The following is a 19,188-nucleotide window of genomic DNA, read 5'->3' as shown; positions in this document are numbered from 1 at the left end:
AAACGTCACTGGCCAATAGGTTCTGGAGTCACAGAGGCAGCTTGTAAGACGCTAGTCAAGCAACGGTTATGCGGCTCTGGCATGAGGTGGAAAACGACAGGTGCTGAGGTTCTATTGGCAACAAGGTATCTGGTCCAGAGTAAAGGGCGCTGGGATCAGCTTTGGTCTAATTACATGTCCGGTAAGTTTTTAATTGACGTATAATTCAATTATCAGATTGAGAGAGCACCCACCTGATGTTGCGCATTGCCAACTTATACCAGCACCGCTTCTGTCCATCATTATATTTCATTAATTCATGGAAAATATAAAAAGTAGACTACTCTACGGCATCACCAGACAAGGCAGCAGTTTTTACTGGCTTTTTTCTTTTCCTTTTTCTCTTTTCTGTTTTTCTGTTTGCTCTTCTACATATTCTTCGGCGGTAACATAACAGTCATCTGAAAATTGCCCTCCTTTATCGGCAGTAACGTATGCCTTACCTGCCGCCTCCCCGCCACTGTTATATAACACAGGACCATGAGCCTCCGGCAGGACAGCTAATTTTGTTTTTATTTGCTCAATAACTATTTTCATTGAATCCTGGTTATCAAGCTTGCTAACCGGGATTTCAATGACCTCAAATCCTGCTTTTTGCAACAGGGCGATTTTCAACAAAGTCGAACCATTCCTTGTTTTGAAATCATCATCCACGTAATGAGAAGGTCCCTGTACGTCGATAACCATGTTGTAATCTGGCAGTAGCAGGTCAACCGGAGGTAATGAGTTCAGACTCTTTTCTTCTTCAATCTTCAACGACGGAAGGCTTGATTGGAGTTGATCGCGTAAGGTGGATTGAGATTGTGAAATAATGGTCTGGTAATGGGGGGCCACCGGACACGCTCTCCCAAGCCAACTTGCGGCCATGGCAATGATGGATTGATCCTCTGTATTGTCTGGGAATGTATTTTCCAGGCGAGAAGATAGTTCACCTATGTGCTTTTGGGAGTGTTTATCATTACTGCCTGATTCCAGATAAACTCTGGCACAGAATGCCATGACTCCCCAGAGAGACATCCATATACCTTGCTGAGAAAGCTGAGGGGTTTCACTGATTCTGTCGACAAGAGAATCGAACATAGATTTAACCAGGTTCAGCTCAATGGCCTCCCCCAGTTTTGCCACGGCCCACAGCAGGTTGGCGATATGCTGAGGAATAAAGTGGTCTTTCACTTCTTTTGATTCGGCTTTGGCTTCCACATGGGGCAACAGCGCGGCCACGGTCCCTTTGAGCTTTGGAGTCTTCTCCAGCCCATTGTCCACCAATTTTGCCACGGCCCACAGCAGGTTGGCGACTTCCTGTGGCTTGAAGTGGTCTTTCCCTTCTTTTGATTCGGCTTTGGCTTTCACATGGGGCAACAGCGCGGCCACGGTCCCTTTGAGCTTTGGAGTCTTCTCCAGCCCATTGTCCACCAATTTTGCCACGGCCCACAGCAGGTTGGCGACTTCCTGTGGCTTGAAGTGGTCTTTCTCTCCTTTTGATTCGGCTTTGCTTTTCACATGGGGCAGCAGCGCGGCCATAACCTCTTTGAGCTTCGCTGTCTTTTCCAGCTCCAGGCCATTGTCCACCAATTTTGCCACGGCCCACAGCAGGTTGGCGACTCCCTGTGGCCTGAAGCGGTCTTTCTCTTCTTTTGATTCGGCTTTGGCTTTCACATAGGGCAACAGCGCGGCCAAGGTCCCTTTGAGCTTTGGAGTCTTCTCCAGCCCATTGTCCACCAATTTTGCCACGGCCCACAGCAGGTTGACGACTTCCTGTGGCTTGAAGTGGTTTGTGTCTTCTTTTGATTCGGCTTTGGTTTTTACCTGGGGCAACAGCGCGGCCACGGCCTCTTTGAGCTTTGCTGTCTTCTCAAGCTCCAGCCCATTGTCTACCAGTTTCGCCAAGGCCCACAGCAGGTTGGCGACTTCCTGTGGCTTGAAGTGGTCTTTCTCTCCTTTTGATTCGGCTTTGCTTTTCACATGGGGCAGCAGCGCGGCCATAACCTCTTTGAGCTTCGCTGTCTTTTCCAGCTCCAGGCCATTGTCCACCAATTTTGCCACGGCCCACAGCAGGTTGGCGACTCCCTGTGGCCTGAAGCGGTCTTTCTCTTCTTTTGATTCGGCTTTGGCTTTCACATAGGGCAACAGCGCGGCCAAGGTCCCTTTGAGCTTTGGAGTCTTCTCCAGCCCATTGTCCACCAATTTTGCCACGGCCCACAGCAGGTTGACGACTTCCTGTGGCTTGAAGTGGTTTGTGTCTTCTTTTGATTCGGCTTTGGTTTTTACCTGGGGCAACAGCGCGGCCACGGCCTCTTTGAGCTTTGCTGTCTTCTCAAGCTCCAGCCCATTGTCTACCAGTTTCGCCAAGGCCCACAGCAGGTTGGCGACTTCCTGTGGCTTGAAGTGGTCTTTCTCTTCTTTTGATTCGGCTTTGGTTTTCACATGGGGCAACAGCGCGGCCACGGCCTCTTTGAGCTTTGCTGTCTTCTCAAGCTCCAACCCATTGTCTATCAGTTTCGCCACGGCCCACAGCAGGTTGGAGATATTTTGAGGAATAAAGTGGTCTTTCTCTTCTTTTGATTCGGCTTTGGTTTTCACCCGAGGCAACAGCGCAGCCACGGCCTCTTTGAGCTTCGGTGTCTTCTCCAGTTCCAGCCCGTTGTCCGCAAGTTTCGCCAGGGCCCAGAGCAGGTTGGCGGTACCTTGTGCATCGATATCCCAAGCTTCAGGTTTTTGGTTGCACTTAAGTATTACTGCATCAAGTAACGTTGACAATAAAGCTGCCTGAGCTTCCTTACTTCCCTCATTCATGTATTTATGAGGGGTAAAAACACCTGCTGAAGTAAATGAATGAAACGTTGTCGTCAGACTTCGCCAGGTCCATCCGGCGGTAGCTTTAAAATCGTGCAACAATGGTATCAGTTGGCGTTGTTCACTATGATGCAAAGGTCTTCCTGACGCTGAAGTGTATTGTTTGATTAAAGTGGCAAATTGACCGTGTTTTTTACCATCATAGCGATCACCAAAACGAGCAGATATGCTCACCAGGCAATCCATTCTTTCTTGTGTAATGAGAGCATTAAAACCATGAACAGGTTTTATTGAGTGTCTTGGTGGATGGTTAGCAGAACAGGCGTCAGAGGCAGAATAAAATTCATTACGCTTCTGGATATAGGGGAGTGGCACATTCACCTGTCTGACTGTGCCATGCCAGTATCGCCCACTCGCTGAAGAATCGGTACGATCATCCAGTTGTTTATAATCATTACCTGATGTTGCGCATTGCCAACTGATACCAGCACCGCCTCTATTCATAATTATATTTCATTAATTCATGGAAAATATAAAAAGTAGACTACTCTACGGCATCACCAGACCAGGCAGCAGTTTTTACTGGCTTTTTCCTCTTCCTTTTTCTCTTTTTTGGTTTTTCTGTTTGCTCTTCCAAATATTCTTCGGCGGTAAAATAACAGTCATCTGAAAATTGCCCTCCTTCATCGGCAGTAACGTATGCCCCATCTGCGGCCTCCTCGCCACTGTTATGTAACACAGGACCATGAGCTTCCGGCAGGACAGGTAATTTTGTCTTTATTTGCTCAATAACTATTTTCATTGAATCCTGGTTATCAAGCTTGCTAACCGGGATTTCAATGACCTCAAATCCTGCTTTTTGCAACAGGGCGATTTTCAACAAAGTCGAACCATTCCTTGTTTTGAAATCATCATCCACGTAATGAGAAGGTCCCTGTACGTCGATAACTATGTTGTAATCTGGCAGTAGCAGGTCAACCGGAGGTAATGAGTTCAAACTCTTTTCTTCTTCAATCTTCAACGACGGAAGGCTTGATTGGAGTTGATCCCGAAAAGTGGATTGTGATTGTGAAGTGATTGTTTGGTAATGGGGAACCACCGGACACGCTATCCCTAGCCAACTTGTGGCCATGGCAATAATGGATTGATCCTCTGTATTGCCTGAGGATGTATTTCCCAGGCAAGAAAATAGTTCACCTATGTGCTTTTCAAGCGAGTTTTTATTATTTTTACCGTGGTTCAGATAAAATCTGGCACAGAATGCCATGACTCCCCACAGGGACATCCATCTACCTTGCTGAGAGAGCGGGGTGTTTTTGCTGATTTTGCCGACAAGAGAAGCTAACGTTGATTTAACCACATTCAGCTCAATAGCCTCACCCAGTTTTGCCAGGGACGACATCATGTTGGCGACTTCCTGTGGCTTGAATTGATCTTTCTCTTCTTTTGATTCGGCTTTGGTTTGCACATGGGGCAACAGCGCGACTACAGCCTCTTTGAGCTTCGATGTCTTCTCCAGCTTCCACCCGTTCTCCACCAGTTTCGCCAAGGCCCACAGCAGGTTGGCGATATGCTGAGGAATAAAGTGGTCTTTCTCTTCTTTTGATTCGGCTTTGGTTGTCACATGGGGCAACATTGTTGCCACGGCCTCTTTGAGCTTCGGTGTCTTCTCCAGCTCCAGTCCGTTGTTTACCAGTTTCGCCAGGGCCCACAGCAGGTTGGCGGTACCTTGAGAGTTGAAGCTGTCTTTATCTTCTTTTGATTCGGCTTTGGTTTTCACAAAGGGCAACAACCTGAACACGGCCTCTTTAAGCCTGGGTGTCTGCTCCAGCTCCAGTCCGTTGTCTACCAGTTTCGCCAGGGCCCACAGCAGGTTGGCGGTACCTTGAGAGTTGAAGCTGTCTTTATCTTCTTTTGATTCGGCTTTGGTTTTCACATGGTAAAACAGCGCGGCCACGACCTCTTTGAGCTTCGGTGTCTTCTTCAGCTCCAGCCCGTTGTCCGCCAGTTTCGCCACGGCCCACAGCAGGTTGACGGTAGCTTGAGTGTTGAAGTGGTCTTTCTTTTCTTTTGATTCGGCTTGGGTTTTCACATGGTACAACAGCGCGGCCACAGCCTCTTTGAGCTTCGGTGTCTTCTCCAACTCCAGCCCGTTGTCCGCCAGTTTCGCCAGGGCCCACAGCAGGTTGGCGGTAGCATGAGTGTTGAAGTGGTCTTTCTTTTCTTTTGATTCGGCTTGGGTTTCCACATGGGGCAACATTGCGGCCACGGCCTCTTTGAGCTTTGCTGTCTTCTCCAGCTCCAGCCCGTTGTCCACCAGTTTCGCCGCGGCCCACAGCAGGTTGGCCACTTCCTGTGGCTTAAACTGGTCTTTCTCTTCTTTTGATTTGGCTTTGGTTTTCACATGGAGCAGCAGCGCGGCCACGGCCTCTTTGAGCTTCGGTGTCTTCTCCAGCTCCAGCCCGTTGTCCACCAGTTTCGCCACCGCCCACAGCAAGTTAGCGATATGCTGAGGAATAAAGTGGTCTCTCTCTTCTTTTGATTCGGCTTTGGTTTTCACCCGGGGCAACAGCGCGGCCACGGACTCTTTGAGCTTGGGTGTTTTCTCCAGTTCCAGCCCGTTGTCCACCAGTTTCGCCACCGCCCACAGCAGGTTGGCGATATGCTGAGGACTAAAGTGGTCTTTCTCTTCTTTTGATTCGGCTTTGGTTTTCACATGGGGCAACAGCGCGGCTACAACCCCTTTGAGCTTGGGTGTTTTCTCCAGCTCCAGCCCGTTGTCCACCAGTTTCGCCACGGCCCACAGCAGGTTGGCGACTTCCTGAGGATTAAAGTGGTCTTTCTCTTCTGTTGATTCGGCTTTGGTTTTCACATAGGGCAACAGCGTGGCGACGGCTTCTTTTAGCTTCGGTGTCGTCTCCAGCTCAAGCCCGTTGCCAACAATTTTTGCCAGGGCCCACAGCAGATTGGCGGTACCTTGGGCATCAATACCCCTGGCTTCAGGTTTTTGGTTGCACTTAAGTATTACTGCATCAAGTAACGTTGACAATAAAGCTGCCTGAGTTTCCTTACTTCCCTCATTCATGTATTTATGAGGGGTAAAAACACCCGCTGAAGTAAATGAATGAAGCGTTGTCGCCAGGCTTCGCCAGGCCCACCCGGCGGTAGCTTTAAAATCGTGCAACAATGGTATCAGTTGGCGTTGTTCACTATGATGCAAAGGTCTTCCTGACGCTGAAGTGTATTGTTTGATTAAAGTGGCAAATTGACCGTGTTTTTTACCATCATAGCGATCACCAAAACGAGCAGATATCCTCACCAGGTAATCCATTCTTTCTTGTGTGATGAGAGCATGAAAATCATGAACAGGTTTTATTGAGTGTCTTGGTAGATGGTTAGCAGAACAGACGTCAGAAGCAGGATAAAATTCATTACGCTTCTGGATACAGGGGGGTGGCGCATTCACCTGTCTGACTGTGCCATGCCAGTATCGCCCGCTCTTTGAACAATCGGTACGATCATCCGATTGTTTATAATCATTACCTGATGTTGTGCATTGCCAACTGATACCAGCACCGCCTCTGTCCATCATTATATTTCATTAATTCATGGAAAATATAAAAAGTAGACTACTTTACGGCCTCATCAGGCAGTAGTTTTTACTGGCTTTTTTCTCTTCCTTTTTCTCTTTTTTGGTTTATTTATTTGCTCTTCTAAATATTCTTCAGCGGTAAAATAACAGTCATCGGAAAATTGCCATCCTTCATCGGCAGTAAAGTATGCCTCACCTGCCGCACACTCACTGCTGTCAGGTGACACAGGATCATGGGCCCCTGGCAGGATGGCTAACTTTGTCTTTATTTGCTCAATAACTCTTTGTATTGAATACTGGTTATCAAGCTTGTTCACCGGTATTTCAATAAATTCAAATCCTAATTTTTTATACAGGGCGATTTTCAACAAAGTCGAACCATTCCTGGTTTTGAAATCACCACCCACGTAATGGAAAGGTCCCTGAACGTCGATCACCATGTTGTAATCTGGCAGTAGCAGGTCAACCGGAGGTAATGAACTCAGACTCTTCTCTTCTTCAATCTTCAAAGAGGGAAGGCTTGATCGGAGTTGATCGCGAAAAGTGGATTGTGATCGTGAAGTGATTGTTCGGTAATGGGGAACCACCGGACACGCTCTCCCCAGCCAACTTGTGACCATGGCAATAATGGATGGATCCTCGGTATTGCCGGTGGGTGTATTTCCCAGGCAAGAAAATAGTTCACCTATGTGCTTTTCAAGGGAGTTTTTATTATTTTTACCGTAGGTCAGATAAAATCTGGCACAGAATGCCATGACTCCCCACAGAGACATCCATCTACCTTGAAGAGAGAGCGGGGTGTTTTCGCTGATTTTGCCGACAAGGGAAGCTAACGTTGATTTAACCACTTTCAGCTCAATCACCTCACCCAGTTTTGTCACGGCCCACATCATGTTGGCGACTTCCTGTGGCTTGAATTGGTCTTTATCTTCTTTTGATTCGGCTTTGGTTTGCACATGGGACAACAGCGCGACCAAAGCCTCTTTGAGCTTCAATGTCTTCTCCAGCTTCCACCCGTTCTCCACCAGTTTCGCCAGGGCCCACAGCTGGTTGGCGATATGCTGAGGAGTAAAGTGGTCTGTCTCTTCTAATGATTCGGCTTTGGTTGTCACATGGGGCAACAGCGCAACAACGGCCTCTTTCAGCTTTGGTGTCTTCCCCAGCTCCAGTCCATTTTCTACCAGTTTCGCCATGGCCCACAGCAAGTTGGCGCTATCTTTTGCACTGAAGCAGTCTTTCTCTTCTTTTGATCCGGCGTTGGTTTTCACATAGGGCAACAACCAGACCACGGCCTCTTTAAGCCTGGGTGTCTTCTCCAGTTTCAGTCCGTTGTCTACCAGTTTCGCCACAGCCCACAACAGGTTGGCGACGCCCTGTGGCCTGAAGCGGTCTTTCTCTTCTTTTGATTCGGCTTTGGTTTTCACATGGTGCAACAGCGCGGCCACAGCCTCTATGAGCTTCGGAGTGTTCTCCAGCTCCAGCCCATTTTCCACCAGTTTTGCCAGGGCCCACAGCAGGTTGGCGATCTGCTGGGGAATAAAGTGGTCTTTCTCTTGTTTTGATTCAGCCTTGGTTTTCACATGGGGCAACAGCGCAGCCACAACCTCTTTGAGCCTCGGTATCTTCTCCAGCTCCAGTCCGTAGTCCACCAGTTTCGCGAAGGCCCACAGCTGGTTGGCGATACCTTGAGTGTTAAAGTGCTCTTTCTCTTCTTTTGATTCAGCTTTGGTTTTCACATGAGGCAACAACGCGGCCACGGTCCCTTTGAGCTTTGGAGTCTTCCCCACCCCCTTGTCCACCAATTTCGCCAGGGCCCACAGCAGGTTGCTGATATGCTGAGGAATAAAGTGGTCTCTCTCTTCTTTTGATTCAGCTTTGGCATTCACATGGGGCAACAGTGCGGCCACGACCTCCCTGAGCATCAGTGTCTTGTCCAGCTCCAGCCCGTTGTCCACCAGTTTCGCCACAGACCATAGCAGGTTGGAGATATGCTGAGGAATAAAGTGTTCTCTCTCTTCTTGTGATTTGGCTTTGGCTTTAACATGGATCAACAGTGCGGCAACAGCCTCTTTGAGCTTCGGTGTTTTCTCCAGCTCCAGCCCGTTGTCCACCAGTTTCGCTACGGACCACAGCAGGTTATTGATACCGTGTACATCAAAATCCCTGGCTTCAAGTGTTTGGTTGCAATTAAGTATTACCTGATCAAGTAAAGTGGACAGTAAAGCAGCTTGAGTTTTCCTAACCCACTCTTCCGTGTATTTATGAGAGGTAAAAACACCCGCTGAAGTAAATGAATGAAACGTCGTCGTCAGACTTCGCCAGGTCCACCCGGGTGTCGCTTTAAAATCGTGCAACAATGGTATCAGTTGGCGTTGTTCACTATGATTCAAAGATCGTTTTGACGCTGAAGTGTATTGTTTGATGGAAAGGGCAAATTGACAGTGTTTTTTACCATCATAGTGATCACCATAATGAGTAGATATCTTCATCATGTAATCTATTTTTTCTGGTGTAATGAGAGCTTTGAAACCATGAACAGGTTTTATTGAATGTCTTGGTGGATGATCAGCAGAGCAGGCGTCAGAAGCAGCATAAAATTCATTACTCTCCCGGATATAGGCGAGTGGCGCATTCACCTCTCTGACTGTGCCATGCCAGTATCGCCCACTTTTTGCAGCATCGGTACGATCATCCGGTTGTTTATAATCGTTACCTGATGTTGTGCATTGCCAACTGACACCAGCACCGCCTCTGTCCATAATCATATTTCATTAATTCATGGGAAATATAAAAAGTAGACTACTCTATGACATCATCAGTCAGCAGTTTTTACTGACTTTCTTCTCCTCCTTTTTCTCTTTTTTGTTTTTTCTGTTTGCTCTTCTAAATATTCTTCGGCGGTAAAATAACAGTCATCGGAACATTCCCCTCCTTCATCGGCAGTAACGTATGCTTCATTTACTGCCCCTTCGCCGCTGTTAAGTAACAAAGAGCCATAAGCCTGTGGCGGGACGGCTAACTTTGTCTTTATTTGCTCAATAACTATTTTTATTGAATCCTGATTCACAAGCCTGGTCACCGGGATTTCAATGACCTCAAATCCTGATTTTTGCAGCAGGGCGATTTTCAGCAAAGTCGGACCATTCCTGGTTTTGAAATCACCACTCACGTAATGGGAAGGTCCCTGAATGTCGATCACTATGTGGTAATCTGGCAGTAGCAGGTCAACCGGAGGTAATGAGTTCAGACTCTTTTCTTCTTCAATCTTCAACGAGGGAATACTTGATTGGAGTTGATCGCGGAAGGTGGATTGAGATTGTGAAGTGTTTGTCGTGTAATAAGGGATGACCGGACACGCTCTCCCAAGCCAACTTGCAGCCATGGCAATGATGGATTGATCCTCTATACTGCCCGGGGATGTATTTGCCAGGCGAGAAAATAGTTCGCCTATGTGCTTTTCAAGGGAGTGTTTATTATTACTGCCTGAGTCCAGATAAAACCTGGCACAAAATACCATGACTCCCCAGAGAGACATCAATATATCTTGTTGAGAGAATTGGTGGTCTTCACCGATTCTGTCGACAAGAGAATCTAACGTAGATTTCACCAGGTTCAGCTCAATGGCCTCACCCAGTTTGGCCAGGGCCCATAGCAGGTTGGCGGTACCTTGAGTGTTGAAGTGGTCTTTCTCTTCTTTTGATTCGGCTTTGGTTTTCAAATGATACAACAGCGCGGCCAGGGCCTCTTTGAGCTTCGGTGTCTTATCCAGCTCCAGCCCGTTACCCATCAGTATCACCATGGCCCACAGCAGGTTGATGGTACCTTGAGACTTGAAGCGGTCTTTCTCTTCTTTTGATTCGGTTTTGGTTTTCACCTGGGGCAACAGCGCGGCCACGGCCTCTTTGAGCTTCGGTGTCTTCTCCAGCTCCAGCCCATTGTCCACCAGTTTCGCCAGGGCCCACAGCAGGTTGGCGACAGCCTGTGGCTTGAAGTGGTCTTTCTCTTCTTTTGATTCGGCTTTGGTTTTCACCTGAGGCAGCATTGCGACCATGGCCTCTTTGAGCTTCGGTGTTGTCTCTAGCTCCAGCCCGTTGTCCACCAGTTTTGCCAGGGCCCACAGCAGGTTGGTGATAGCTTGGGTGTTAAAGTGGTCCTTCTCTTCTTTTGATTCGGCTTTGGTTTTCACATGGGGCAACAGCGCGGCCACGGCCTCTTTGAGCTTCGTTGTCTTCTCCAGCTCGAGCCCGTTGCCCACCAGTTTCGCCAGGGCCCACATCAGGTTGGTGACTGCCTGTGGCTGGAAGTGGTCTTTCTCTTCTTTTGATTCGGCTTTGGTTTTCACATAGGGCAACAGCGCACACACGGCCTCTTTGAGCTTCGCTGTCTTCTCCAGCGCCAGTCCGTTGTCCACCAGTTTTGCCACGGCCCACAGTAGATTGGTGATTTCCTGTGGATTGAAGTGGTCTTTCTCTTTTTTTGATTCGGCTTTGGTTTTCAAATGGCGCAACAGCGCGGCCACGGCTTCTTTGAGCTTCGGCATCATCTCCAGCTTCAGCCCGTTGTCCACTAGTTTCGCCAAGGCCCACAGCAGGTTAGAGGTACCTTGAGTGTTGAAGCGGTCTTTCTCTTCTTTTGATTCAGCTTTGGTTTTCACCTGGGGTAACAGCGCAGCCACGGCCTCTTTCAGCTTCGGTGTCTTCTCCAGCGCCAGCCCATTGTCCACCAGTTTCGCCAAGGCCCACAGCAGGTTAGAAGTACCTTGAGTGTTGAAGCAGTCTTTCTCTTCTTTTGATTCGGCTTTGGTTGTCACATGGGGCAACAGCGCAACCACGGCATCTTTCAGCTTTGCTGTCTTCTCCAGCATCAGACCATTGTCCACCAGTTTTGCTACGGCCCACAGTAGGTTGACGGTACCCTGTGCATTAATACCCATGGCTTCAGGTTTTTGGTTGCACTTAAGTATTACAGGATCAAGTAAAGTTGACAGTAAAGCAGCCTGAGCTTCCTTAACCCACTCATCCATGTATTTATGAGGGGTAAAAACACCCGCTGAAGTAAATGAATGAAATGTTGTCGCCAGGCTTCGCCAAGTCCACCCGGGTGTCGCTTTAAAATCGTGCAACAAGGGTATCAGTTGGCGTTGTTCACGATGATTCAAAGAACGTTTTGACGCTGAAGTGTATTGTTTGATGGAAAGGGCAAATTGACAGTGTTTTTTACCATCATAGTGACCACCATAATGAGTAGATATCTTCATCATGTAATCCATTTTTTCTGGTGTGATGAGAGCTTTGAAACCATGCACAGGTTTTATTAAATGTCTTGGTGGACGGTCAGCAGAACAGACGTCAGAAGCAGTATAAAATTCATTACTCTCCCGGATATAGGCGAGTGACGCATCCAACTGTCTGACTGTGCCATGCCTGTATCGCCCACTTTTTGCAGAATCGGTACGATCATCCGGTTTTTTATAATCATTACCTGATGTTGTGCATTGCCAACTGACACCAGCACCGCCTCTGTCCATAATTCTATTTCATTAATTCATGGGAAATGTAAAAAGTAGACTATTCTTCGGCGGAAAAATAACAGTCATCGGAAAATTGCCCTTCTTCATCGGCAGTAAAGTATGCGTCATCTGCCGCCTCCTCGCTGTTCAGTAACACAGGGCCATCGGCCTCTCGCAGGATGGCTAACTTTGTCTTTATTTGCCCAATAACGCTTTGCATTGAATCCTGGTCATCCAGCTTTCTCACCGGGATTTCAATAACCTCAAACCCTGATTTTTGCAGCAGGGCGATTTTCAACAAAGTCGGGCCATTCCTGGTTTTGAAATCACCACCCACGTAATGGGAAGGTCCCTGAACGTCGATAACCATGTTGTAATCTGGCAGTAGCAGGTCAACCGGAGGTAATGAGTTCAGACTCTTCTCTTCTTCAATCTTCAAAGACGGAAGGCTTGATCGAAGTTGATCGCAGAAAGTGGATTGTGATTGTGAAATGGTTGTCCGGTAATCGGGAACCACCGGACACGCTCTTCCAAGCCAACTTGCAGCCATGGCAATGGTGCATTGATCCTCTATTTTGTCCGGGAATGTATTTTCCAGGCGAGAAGATAGTTCACCTATGTACTTTTCAAGGGAGTGTTTATCATTACTGCCTGATTCCAGATAAAACCTGGCACAGAATACCATGACTCCCCAGAGAGACATCAATATATCTTGCTGAGAGAGCTGAGGTGTTTTACTGATTCTGTCAACAAGTAAATCAAACGTAGATTTAACCAGGTTCAGCTCAATGGCCTCACCCAGTTTAGCCAGGGCCCACAGCAGGTTGGCGGTACCTTGAGTGTTGAAGTGGTCTTTCTCTTCTGATTCGGCTTTGGTTGTCACATTGAGCAACAGCGCGGCCACAGTCTCTTTGAGCTTCGGTGTCCTCTCCAGCTCCAGTCCGTTGTGCAGCAGTTTCGCCACAGCCCACAGCAGGTTAACAATATCTTGATTGCTGAAGCAGTCTTTCTTTTCTTTTGATTCGGCTTTGGTTTTCACATAGGGCAACAACCTGGCCACGACCTCTTTAAGTGTGGGTGTGTGCTCCAGCTCCAGTCCGTTGTCCACCAGTTTTGCCAGGGCCCACAGCAGGGTGGAGACTTCCTGTGGCTGGAATTGGCCTTTCTCTTTTGATTCGGCTTTGGTTGTCACATGGTACAACAGCGCGGCCAAGGCTTCTTTGAGCTTCGGTGTCTTCTCCAGTTGCAGCCCGTTGTCCACCAGTTTCGCCAGGGCCCACAGCAGGTTGGTGATATGCTGAGGAATAAGGTGGTCTTTTTCTTCTTTTGATTCGGCTTTGGTTTTCACTTGGTACAACAGCGCGGCCAAGGCCTCTTTAAGCTTCGGTGTCTTCTCCAGCTCCAGCCCGTTGTCCACCAGTTTCGCCAGGGCCCACAGCAGATTGGTGATATGCTGAGGAATAAAGTAGTCTTTCTCTTCTTTTGATTCGGCTTTTGTTTCCACATGGGGCAAAAGCACAGCCACGACCTCTTTGAGCTCCGGTGTCTTCTCCAGCGCCAGCCCATTGTCTACCAGTTTCGCCAAGGCCCACAGCAGGTTGGAGATATGCTGGGGAATAAAGTGGTCCTTCTCTTCTTTTGATTCGGCTTTGGCTTTAACATGGGGCAACAATGCGGCCACAGCCTCTTTGAGCGTCGGTGTCTTTTCCAGCTCCAGTCCGTTGTCCACCAGTTTCGCCACAGCCCACAGCAGGTTGGAGATATGCTGAGGAATAAAGTGGTCCTTCTCTTCGTTTGATTCGGCTTTGGCTTTAACATGGGGCAACAATGCGGCCACAGCCTCTTTGAGCGTCGGTGTCTTTTCCAGCTCCAGTCCGTTGTCCACCAGTTTCGCCACAGCCCACAGCAGGTTGTTGGTAGTTTGAATGTTAAAGTGGTCTTTATCCTCTTTTGATTCGGCTCTGGTTTTTACATGGGGCAACAGCGCGACCACGGCCTTTCTGAGCTTCAGTGTCTTTTCCAGCCCATTGTCCACCAGTTTTGCCACGGCCCACAGCAGGTTGGAGATATGCTGAGGAATAAAGTGGTCTCTATCTTCTTTTAATCCGGCGTTGGTTGTCACATGGTGCAAAAGTGCGGCCACGACCTCTTTGAGCATCGGTGTCTTCTCCAGCCCGTTGTCCACCAGTTTCGCCAAGGCCCACATCAGGTTGGCGTTACCTTGAGGGCCAAAGTGGTCTTTCTTCTCTTTTGATTCAGCTTTGGTTTTCACATGGTGGAGCAACGTGGCCACGGCCTCTCTGAGCTTCGGTGTCTTCTTCAGATCCAGCCCGTTGTCCACCAGTTTCGCCACAGACCACAGCAGGCTGGCGATACGCTTGGGAATAAAGTGGTCGTTCTCTTGTTTTGATTCGGCTTTGATTTTCGCATAAGGCAACAGCGCGGCCACGGCCTCTTTCAGCTTCGGTGTTTTCTTCAGCGCCAGCCCATTGTCCACCAGTTTCGCCAGGGCCCACATCAGGTTGATGGCACCCAGTGCATCAATATCCCTGGCTTCAGGTTTTTGGTTGCACTGAAGTATTACCAGATCAAGCAAATTTGACAGTAGAGCAGCTTGAGTTTCCTTAACCCACGCATCCATGTATTTATGAGAGGTAAAAACACCCGCTGAAGTAAATGAATGAAACGTTGTCGTCAGGCTTCGCCAGCTCCACCGGGGTGTTGCTTTAAAATCGTGCAACAATGGTATAAGTTGACGTTGTTCACTGTGATTTAAAGATCGTTGTGACGCTGATGTGTATTGTTTAATTAAAGTGGCAAATTGACTGTGTCTTTTCCCATCATAGCGATCACCGTAATGGGCAGATATCTTTACCAGCCAATCCATTTTTTCTTGTGTGATGAGAGCATTAAAATCATCAACAGGTTTTACTGAATGTCTTGGCGGATAGTCAGCAGAGCAGGCACCAGAGGCACGATAAAGTTCATTACGCCCCGGGATATAGGGTAGTGGAGTATTCGCCTGCCTGGCTGTGCGATGTCGATATCGCCTGCTCCCTGAAGAATCGGCATGACTGTCCGGTTGTTTATAATCATTACCTGATGTCGTGTATTTCCAACTTATACCAGCACCGCCTCTATCCATATTTATATTTCATTAATTCATGGAAAATATAAAAAGTAGACTACCGGCTTGTTTATAGCCCATCTTGCTTAAATGTCTATCAACTCCTGAGTAATTACTGCTTAAGTAAATGGGTTTTTACCGACTTTTTTCTCTTCCTTTTTCTTTTTGATTTACCTGTTTTCTCTTCTAAACACTCTTCGGCAGTAAAATAACAGTCATCTGAAAATTGTCCGTCTTCATTGGCAGTAAAATATGCTTCATCAGTCGACTCCTCTTCCCTGTCAGGTGACACAGAGCCATGGGCCTCTTGCGGGATGGCTAACTTTGTCTTTATTTGCTCAATAACTATTTTCATTGAATCCTGGTTATTAATCTTATTCACCGGGATTTCAATGACCTCAAATCCCAATTTCTGCAGCAGGGCGATTTTCAGCAACGTCGAGCCATTCCTGGTTTTGAAATCACCACCCACGTAATGCAAAGGTCCCTGAACGTCGATCACCATGTTGTAATCTGGCAGTCGCAGGTCAACCGGAGATAATGAGTTCAGACTCTTTTCTTCTTCTATCTTCAAAAACGGAAGATTTGACTGGAGTTGATCGCGGAAATTGGATTGTAATTCTGAAATGGATATCTGGTAATCGGGGACCACCGGACACGCTTTTCCAAGCCAACTTGCGGCCATGGCAATAACGGTTTGAACCTCTATATTGTCCGGGGATGTATTTCCCAGGCGAGAAAAAAGTTCACCTATGTGCTTTTCAAGCGGGTTTTTATCATTACTACCTGAGTCCAGATAAAATCTGGCACTGAATACCATGACTCCCCAAAGCGACATCAATATATTTTGCTGAGAGAGTTGAGGGTTTTTGCTGATTCTGTCAACAAGAAAATCGAACGTAGATTGAACCAGGTTTAACTCAATGGCCTCACCCAGTTTCGCAAAGGACCACAGCAGGCTGACGGTATCTTGAGTGTTGAAGTTATCTCTCTCTTCTTTTGATTCAGCTCTGATTTTCACATGATACAACAGCGCAGGCACGGCCTCTTCAAGCTTCGCTGTCTGATCCAGCACCAGCCCGTTGCCCAACAGTGTTGCCAAGGCCCAAAGCAGGTTGATGGCACCTCTAGTGGTGAAGTGGCCTTTCTCTGCTTTTGATTCGGCTTTGGTTTTCACATGGGGCAACAACGCAACCACGGCCTCTTTCAGCTGCGGAGTCTCCTCCAGCTCCAGCCCATTGTCTACCAGTTTCGCAAAGGACCACAGTAAGTTGGAGACTCCCTGTGGCTTGAAGTGGTCTTTCTCTGCTTTTGATTCGGCGTTGGTTTTTACCCGGAGCAACAGCACGGCCAGGGCCTCTTTCAGATTCGGAGTATTCTCCAGCTCCAGCCCGTTCTCCACCAGTTTCGCCATGACCCACAGCAGGTTGGCGATATTCTGAGGCACAAAGAGACCTTTCTCTGCTTTTGATTCAGCTTTGGTTTTCACATGGGGTAATAACGCGGTCACGGCCTCTCTGAGCTTCACTGTCTTCTCCAGCTTTAGCCCGTTCTCCACCAGCTTAGCCATGGCCCACAGGAGGTTGGCGATATGCTGAGGCATAAAGTGGTCTTTCTCTTCTTGTGATTCGGCTTTGGTTTTCACAAGGTGTAAGAGCGTAGCCGCGGCCTCTTTCAGCTTCGCTGTCTTCTCCAGCGCCAGACCGTTGTCCACCAGTTTCGCCAGGGCCCACAGCAGGTTGGCGATATGCTGAGGGATAAAATGGTCTTTCTCTTGTTTTGATTCGGTCCTGGTTTTCACATGAGGCAACAGCGCGGTCACGGCCTCTTTGAGCTGCACTGTCGTCTCCAGCTCCAGCCCGTGATCCACCAGTTTCGCCACCGCCCACAGCAGATTTGCGGTAGCTTGAGCGTTCAAGTGGTCTTTCTCTTCTTTTGATTCAGCTTTGTTTTTCACATGGGGCAACAACGCAGCCACGACATGTTTGAGCTTCGGCGTCTTCTCCAGCTTAAGCCCATTGTCCACCAGTTTCGCCACGGCCCACAGTAGATTGGTGACTTCCTGTGGCTTGAATTGGTCTTTTTTTGCATCGGCTTTGGTTTTCACCAGGGGCAGTAGCGCGGCCACGGCCTCTTTTAGCTTCGGCGTATTTTCCAGTTTTAGCCCATTGCCCACCAGTTTCGCCATGGCCCATAGCAGGTTGGCGACTTCCTGTGGCGTGAAGTGGTCTACTTTTGATTCAGCTTTGGATTGCACAAGAGGCAACAGCGCGGTCACGGCCTCTTTCAGCTTCGGTGTCTTCTCAAGCTCCAGCCCATTGTCCACCAGTTTCGCCAAGGCCCACAGCAGGTTGGTGATACCTTGTATATCTATATCAATGGCTTCAGTTTTTTGGTTGCACTTAAGGATTAATGCATCAAGTAACGTTGACAGTAAAGTAGCTTGAATTTCCCTATACCCCTCATTCATGAATTTATGAGGGGTAAAAACACCCGCGGAAGTCAATGAATGAAGCGTTGTTGTCAGACTTCGCCAGGTCCACCGGGGTGTCACTTTAAAATCGTGTAACAATGGTATCAGTTGACGTTGTTCACTATGATTTAATGGTCGTTTTGCCCCTGATGCGTACTGTTTGATTGAACAGGCAAATTGACCATGATTTCTACCATCATAGCGATCACCATAACGAGCAGATCCCTCGGCCAGCCAAGCCATTTTTTCTGGTGTGATGAGGGCATGAAAACCATGAACAGGTTTTATTGAATGTCCTGATGGATGGTTAGCAGAGCAGGCGTCAGAAGCAGGATTAAATTCATTACGCTTCTGGGTATAGCGTAGTGGTACATACACCTGCCTGACTTTGCCATACCTGTATTGCCCACTCCCTGAAGCCCCGGCATGATCGTCCGGTTGCTTATAATAACTACCGGATGTCGTGTATTTACAACTAATACCAGCACCGCCACTATCCATAATTATATTTCATTAATTCATACAAATATAAAAAGTAGACTACTCTGTGGCATCAACGGACAGAAGTTTTTACTGGCCTTTTTCTCTTCCTTTTTCTTTTTTTGGGCTTTTTTATTTGCTCTTCTAAATATTCTTCGGCGGTAAAATAACAGTCATCTGAAAATTGCCCTCCATCATCGGCAGTAAAATATGCCTCGTCTACCGCCCACTCGCCGCTGTTAAGTGACACAGAGCCATGAGCCTCCGGCAGGACGGCTAACTTTGCCTTTATTTGCTCAATAACTATTTTCATTGAATCCTGGTTATCAATCTTGTTCACCGGGATTTCAATAACCTCAAATCCTAATTTTTGCAGCAGGGCAATTTTCAACAAAGTCGAACCATTCCTGGTTTTGAAATCACCATTCACGTAATGAGAAGGTCCCTGCACATCAATAACTGTGTTGTAATCGGGCAGCAGCAGGTCAACCGGAGGTAATGAGTTCAGAATCTTTTCTTCTTCTATCGTTAAAGATGGAAGGCTTGATTGGAGTAGATCGCAGAAAGCGGATTGTGGTTCAGAAATGACTGTCCGGTAATGGGGGACCACCGGACATGCTCTGCCAAGCCAACTTGCGGCCATGGCAATAACGGATTGAAACTCTATATTGTCCGGGGATGTATTTCCCAGGCGAGAAAATAGTTCACCTATGTGCTTTTCAAGCGGATTTTTATTATTGCTACCTGAGTCCAGATAAAATCTGGCACAGAATACCATGACTCCCCAGAGAGACATCGATATCTCTTGCTGAGAGAGTTGAAGGTCTTTACTGATTCTGTCGACAAGAAAATCGAACGTAGATTTAACCAGGTTCGGCTCAATGGCCTCACCCAGTTTCGCCAGGGCCCACAGCAGATTGACGGTACCTTGAGTATTGAACAGACTTCTCTCTTCTTTTGATTCGGCTTTGGTTTTCACATGGTACAACAGCGCGGCCAGAGCCTCTTTGAGCTTTGCTGTCTTCTCCAGCTCGAGCCCGTTGCCCATCAGTTTCGCCAAGGCCCACAGCAGGTTGGCGACTTCCTGTGGCTTGAAGTGGTCTTTCTCTGCTGTTGATTCGGCTTTGGTTTTCACATGGGGCAACAGCGCGGTCACGGATTCTTTGAGCTTCGAT

At 47.9% G+C, this 19,188-nt stretch carries 7 protein-coding genes and 1 pseudogene; 1 reads left to right on the top strand and 7 read right to left on the bottom strand.

Annotated features, from left to right (window positions below; all coding sequences use genetic code 11):
- Positions 1–204: pseudogene (locus tag J7439_RS26735) on the top strand (hypothetical protein); the annotation flags it as partial.
- A 150-nt stretch (positions 205–354) separates the two neighbouring features.
- Here J7439_RS26735 and J7439_RS23120 read toward each other — a convergent pair.
- The 7 genes from J7439_RS23120 to J7439_RS23090 all read right to left on the bottom strand — a co-directional run.
- Positions 355–3,336, bottom strand: coding sequence for a DUF1601 domain-containing protein (locus J7439_RS23120; protein ID WP_209204415.1), 2,982 nt, complete (start codon positions 3,334–3,336; stop codon positions 355–357).
- A 40-nt stretch (positions 3,337–3,376) separates the two neighbouring features.
- Positions 3,377–6,424 (bottom strand): DUF1601 domain-containing protein, encoded by a 3,048-nt coding sequence (locus tag J7439_RS23115; protein WP_209204414.1) that lies wholly within the window; start codon positions 6,422–6,424, stop codon positions 3,377–3,379.
- 53 nt (positions 6,425–6,477) lie between these two features.
- Entirely contained in the window at positions 6,478–9,183 is a 2,706-nt protein-coding gene (locus J7439_RS23110; RefSeq protein ID WP_209204413.1) for an RAP domain-containing protein, read from the bottom strand.
- Between the two features lie 56 nt (positions 9,184–9,239).
- Positions 9,240–11,951, bottom strand: coding sequence for an RAP domain-containing protein (locus J7439_RS23105; protein WP_209204412.1), 2,712 nt, complete (start codon positions 11,949–11,951; stop codon positions 9,240–9,242).
- Between the two features lie 40 nt (positions 11,952–11,991).
- A complete protein-coding gene (locus J7439_RS23100) occupies positions 11,992–15,078 on the bottom strand; it encodes an RAP domain-containing protein (RefSeq protein WP_209204411.1) in 3,087 nt (1,028 codons plus the stop codon).
- Between the two features lie 94 nt (positions 15,079–15,172).
- On the bottom strand, positions 15,173–18,034 hold the full coding sequence (locus tag J7439_RS23095) for an RAP domain-containing protein (RefSeq protein ID WP_209204410.1): 2,862 nt from the start codon (positions 18,032–18,034) through the stop codon (positions 15,173–15,175).
- A gap of 52 nt (positions 18,035–18,086) precedes the next feature.
- A partial coding sequence (locus J7439_RS23090) for an RAP domain-containing protein (RefSeq protein WP_209204409.1) occupies positions 18,087–19,188 on the bottom strand: 1,102 nt, incomplete at its 5' end.

The sequence above is a fragment of the Salinisphaera sp. G21_0 genome, from assembly GCF_017744115.1.
Classification (GTDB): domain Bacteria; phylum Pseudomonadota; class Gammaproteobacteria; order Pseudomonadales; family Endozoicomonadaceae; genus Endozoicomonas.
The sequence above is the reverse complement of the archived record's forward strand: the minus strand, read 5'-3'. Positions and strand labels throughout refer to the sequence as shown.

What these genes read in the sequence shown, in the direction of transcription:
- J7439_RS23120 (WP_209204415.1), bottom strand. Translation starts at nt 3,336, where the DNA reads ATGAATAGAGGCGGTGCTGGTATCAGTTGGCAATGCGCAACATCAGGT.
- J7439_RS23115 (WP_209204414.1), bottom strand. Translation starts at nt 6,424, where the DNA reads ATGATGGACAGAGGCGGTGCTGGTATCAGTTGGCAATGCACAACATCA.
- J7439_RS23110 (WP_209204413.1), bottom strand. Translation starts at nt 9,183, where the DNA reads ATGGACAGAGGCGGTGCTGGTGTCAGTTGGCAATGCACAACATCAGGT.
- J7439_RS23105 (WP_209204412.1), bottom strand. Translation starts at nt 11,951, where the DNA reads ATGGACAGAGGCGGTGCTGGTGTCAGTTGGCAATGCACAACATCAGGT.
- J7439_RS23100 (WP_209204411.1), bottom strand. Translation starts at nt 15,078, where the DNA reads ATGGATAGAGGCGGTGCTGGTATAAGTTGGAAATACACGACATCAGGT.
- J7439_RS23095 (WP_209204410.1), bottom strand. Translation starts at nt 18,034, where the DNA reads ATGGATAGTGGCGGTGCTGGTATTAGTTGTAAATACACGACATCCGGT.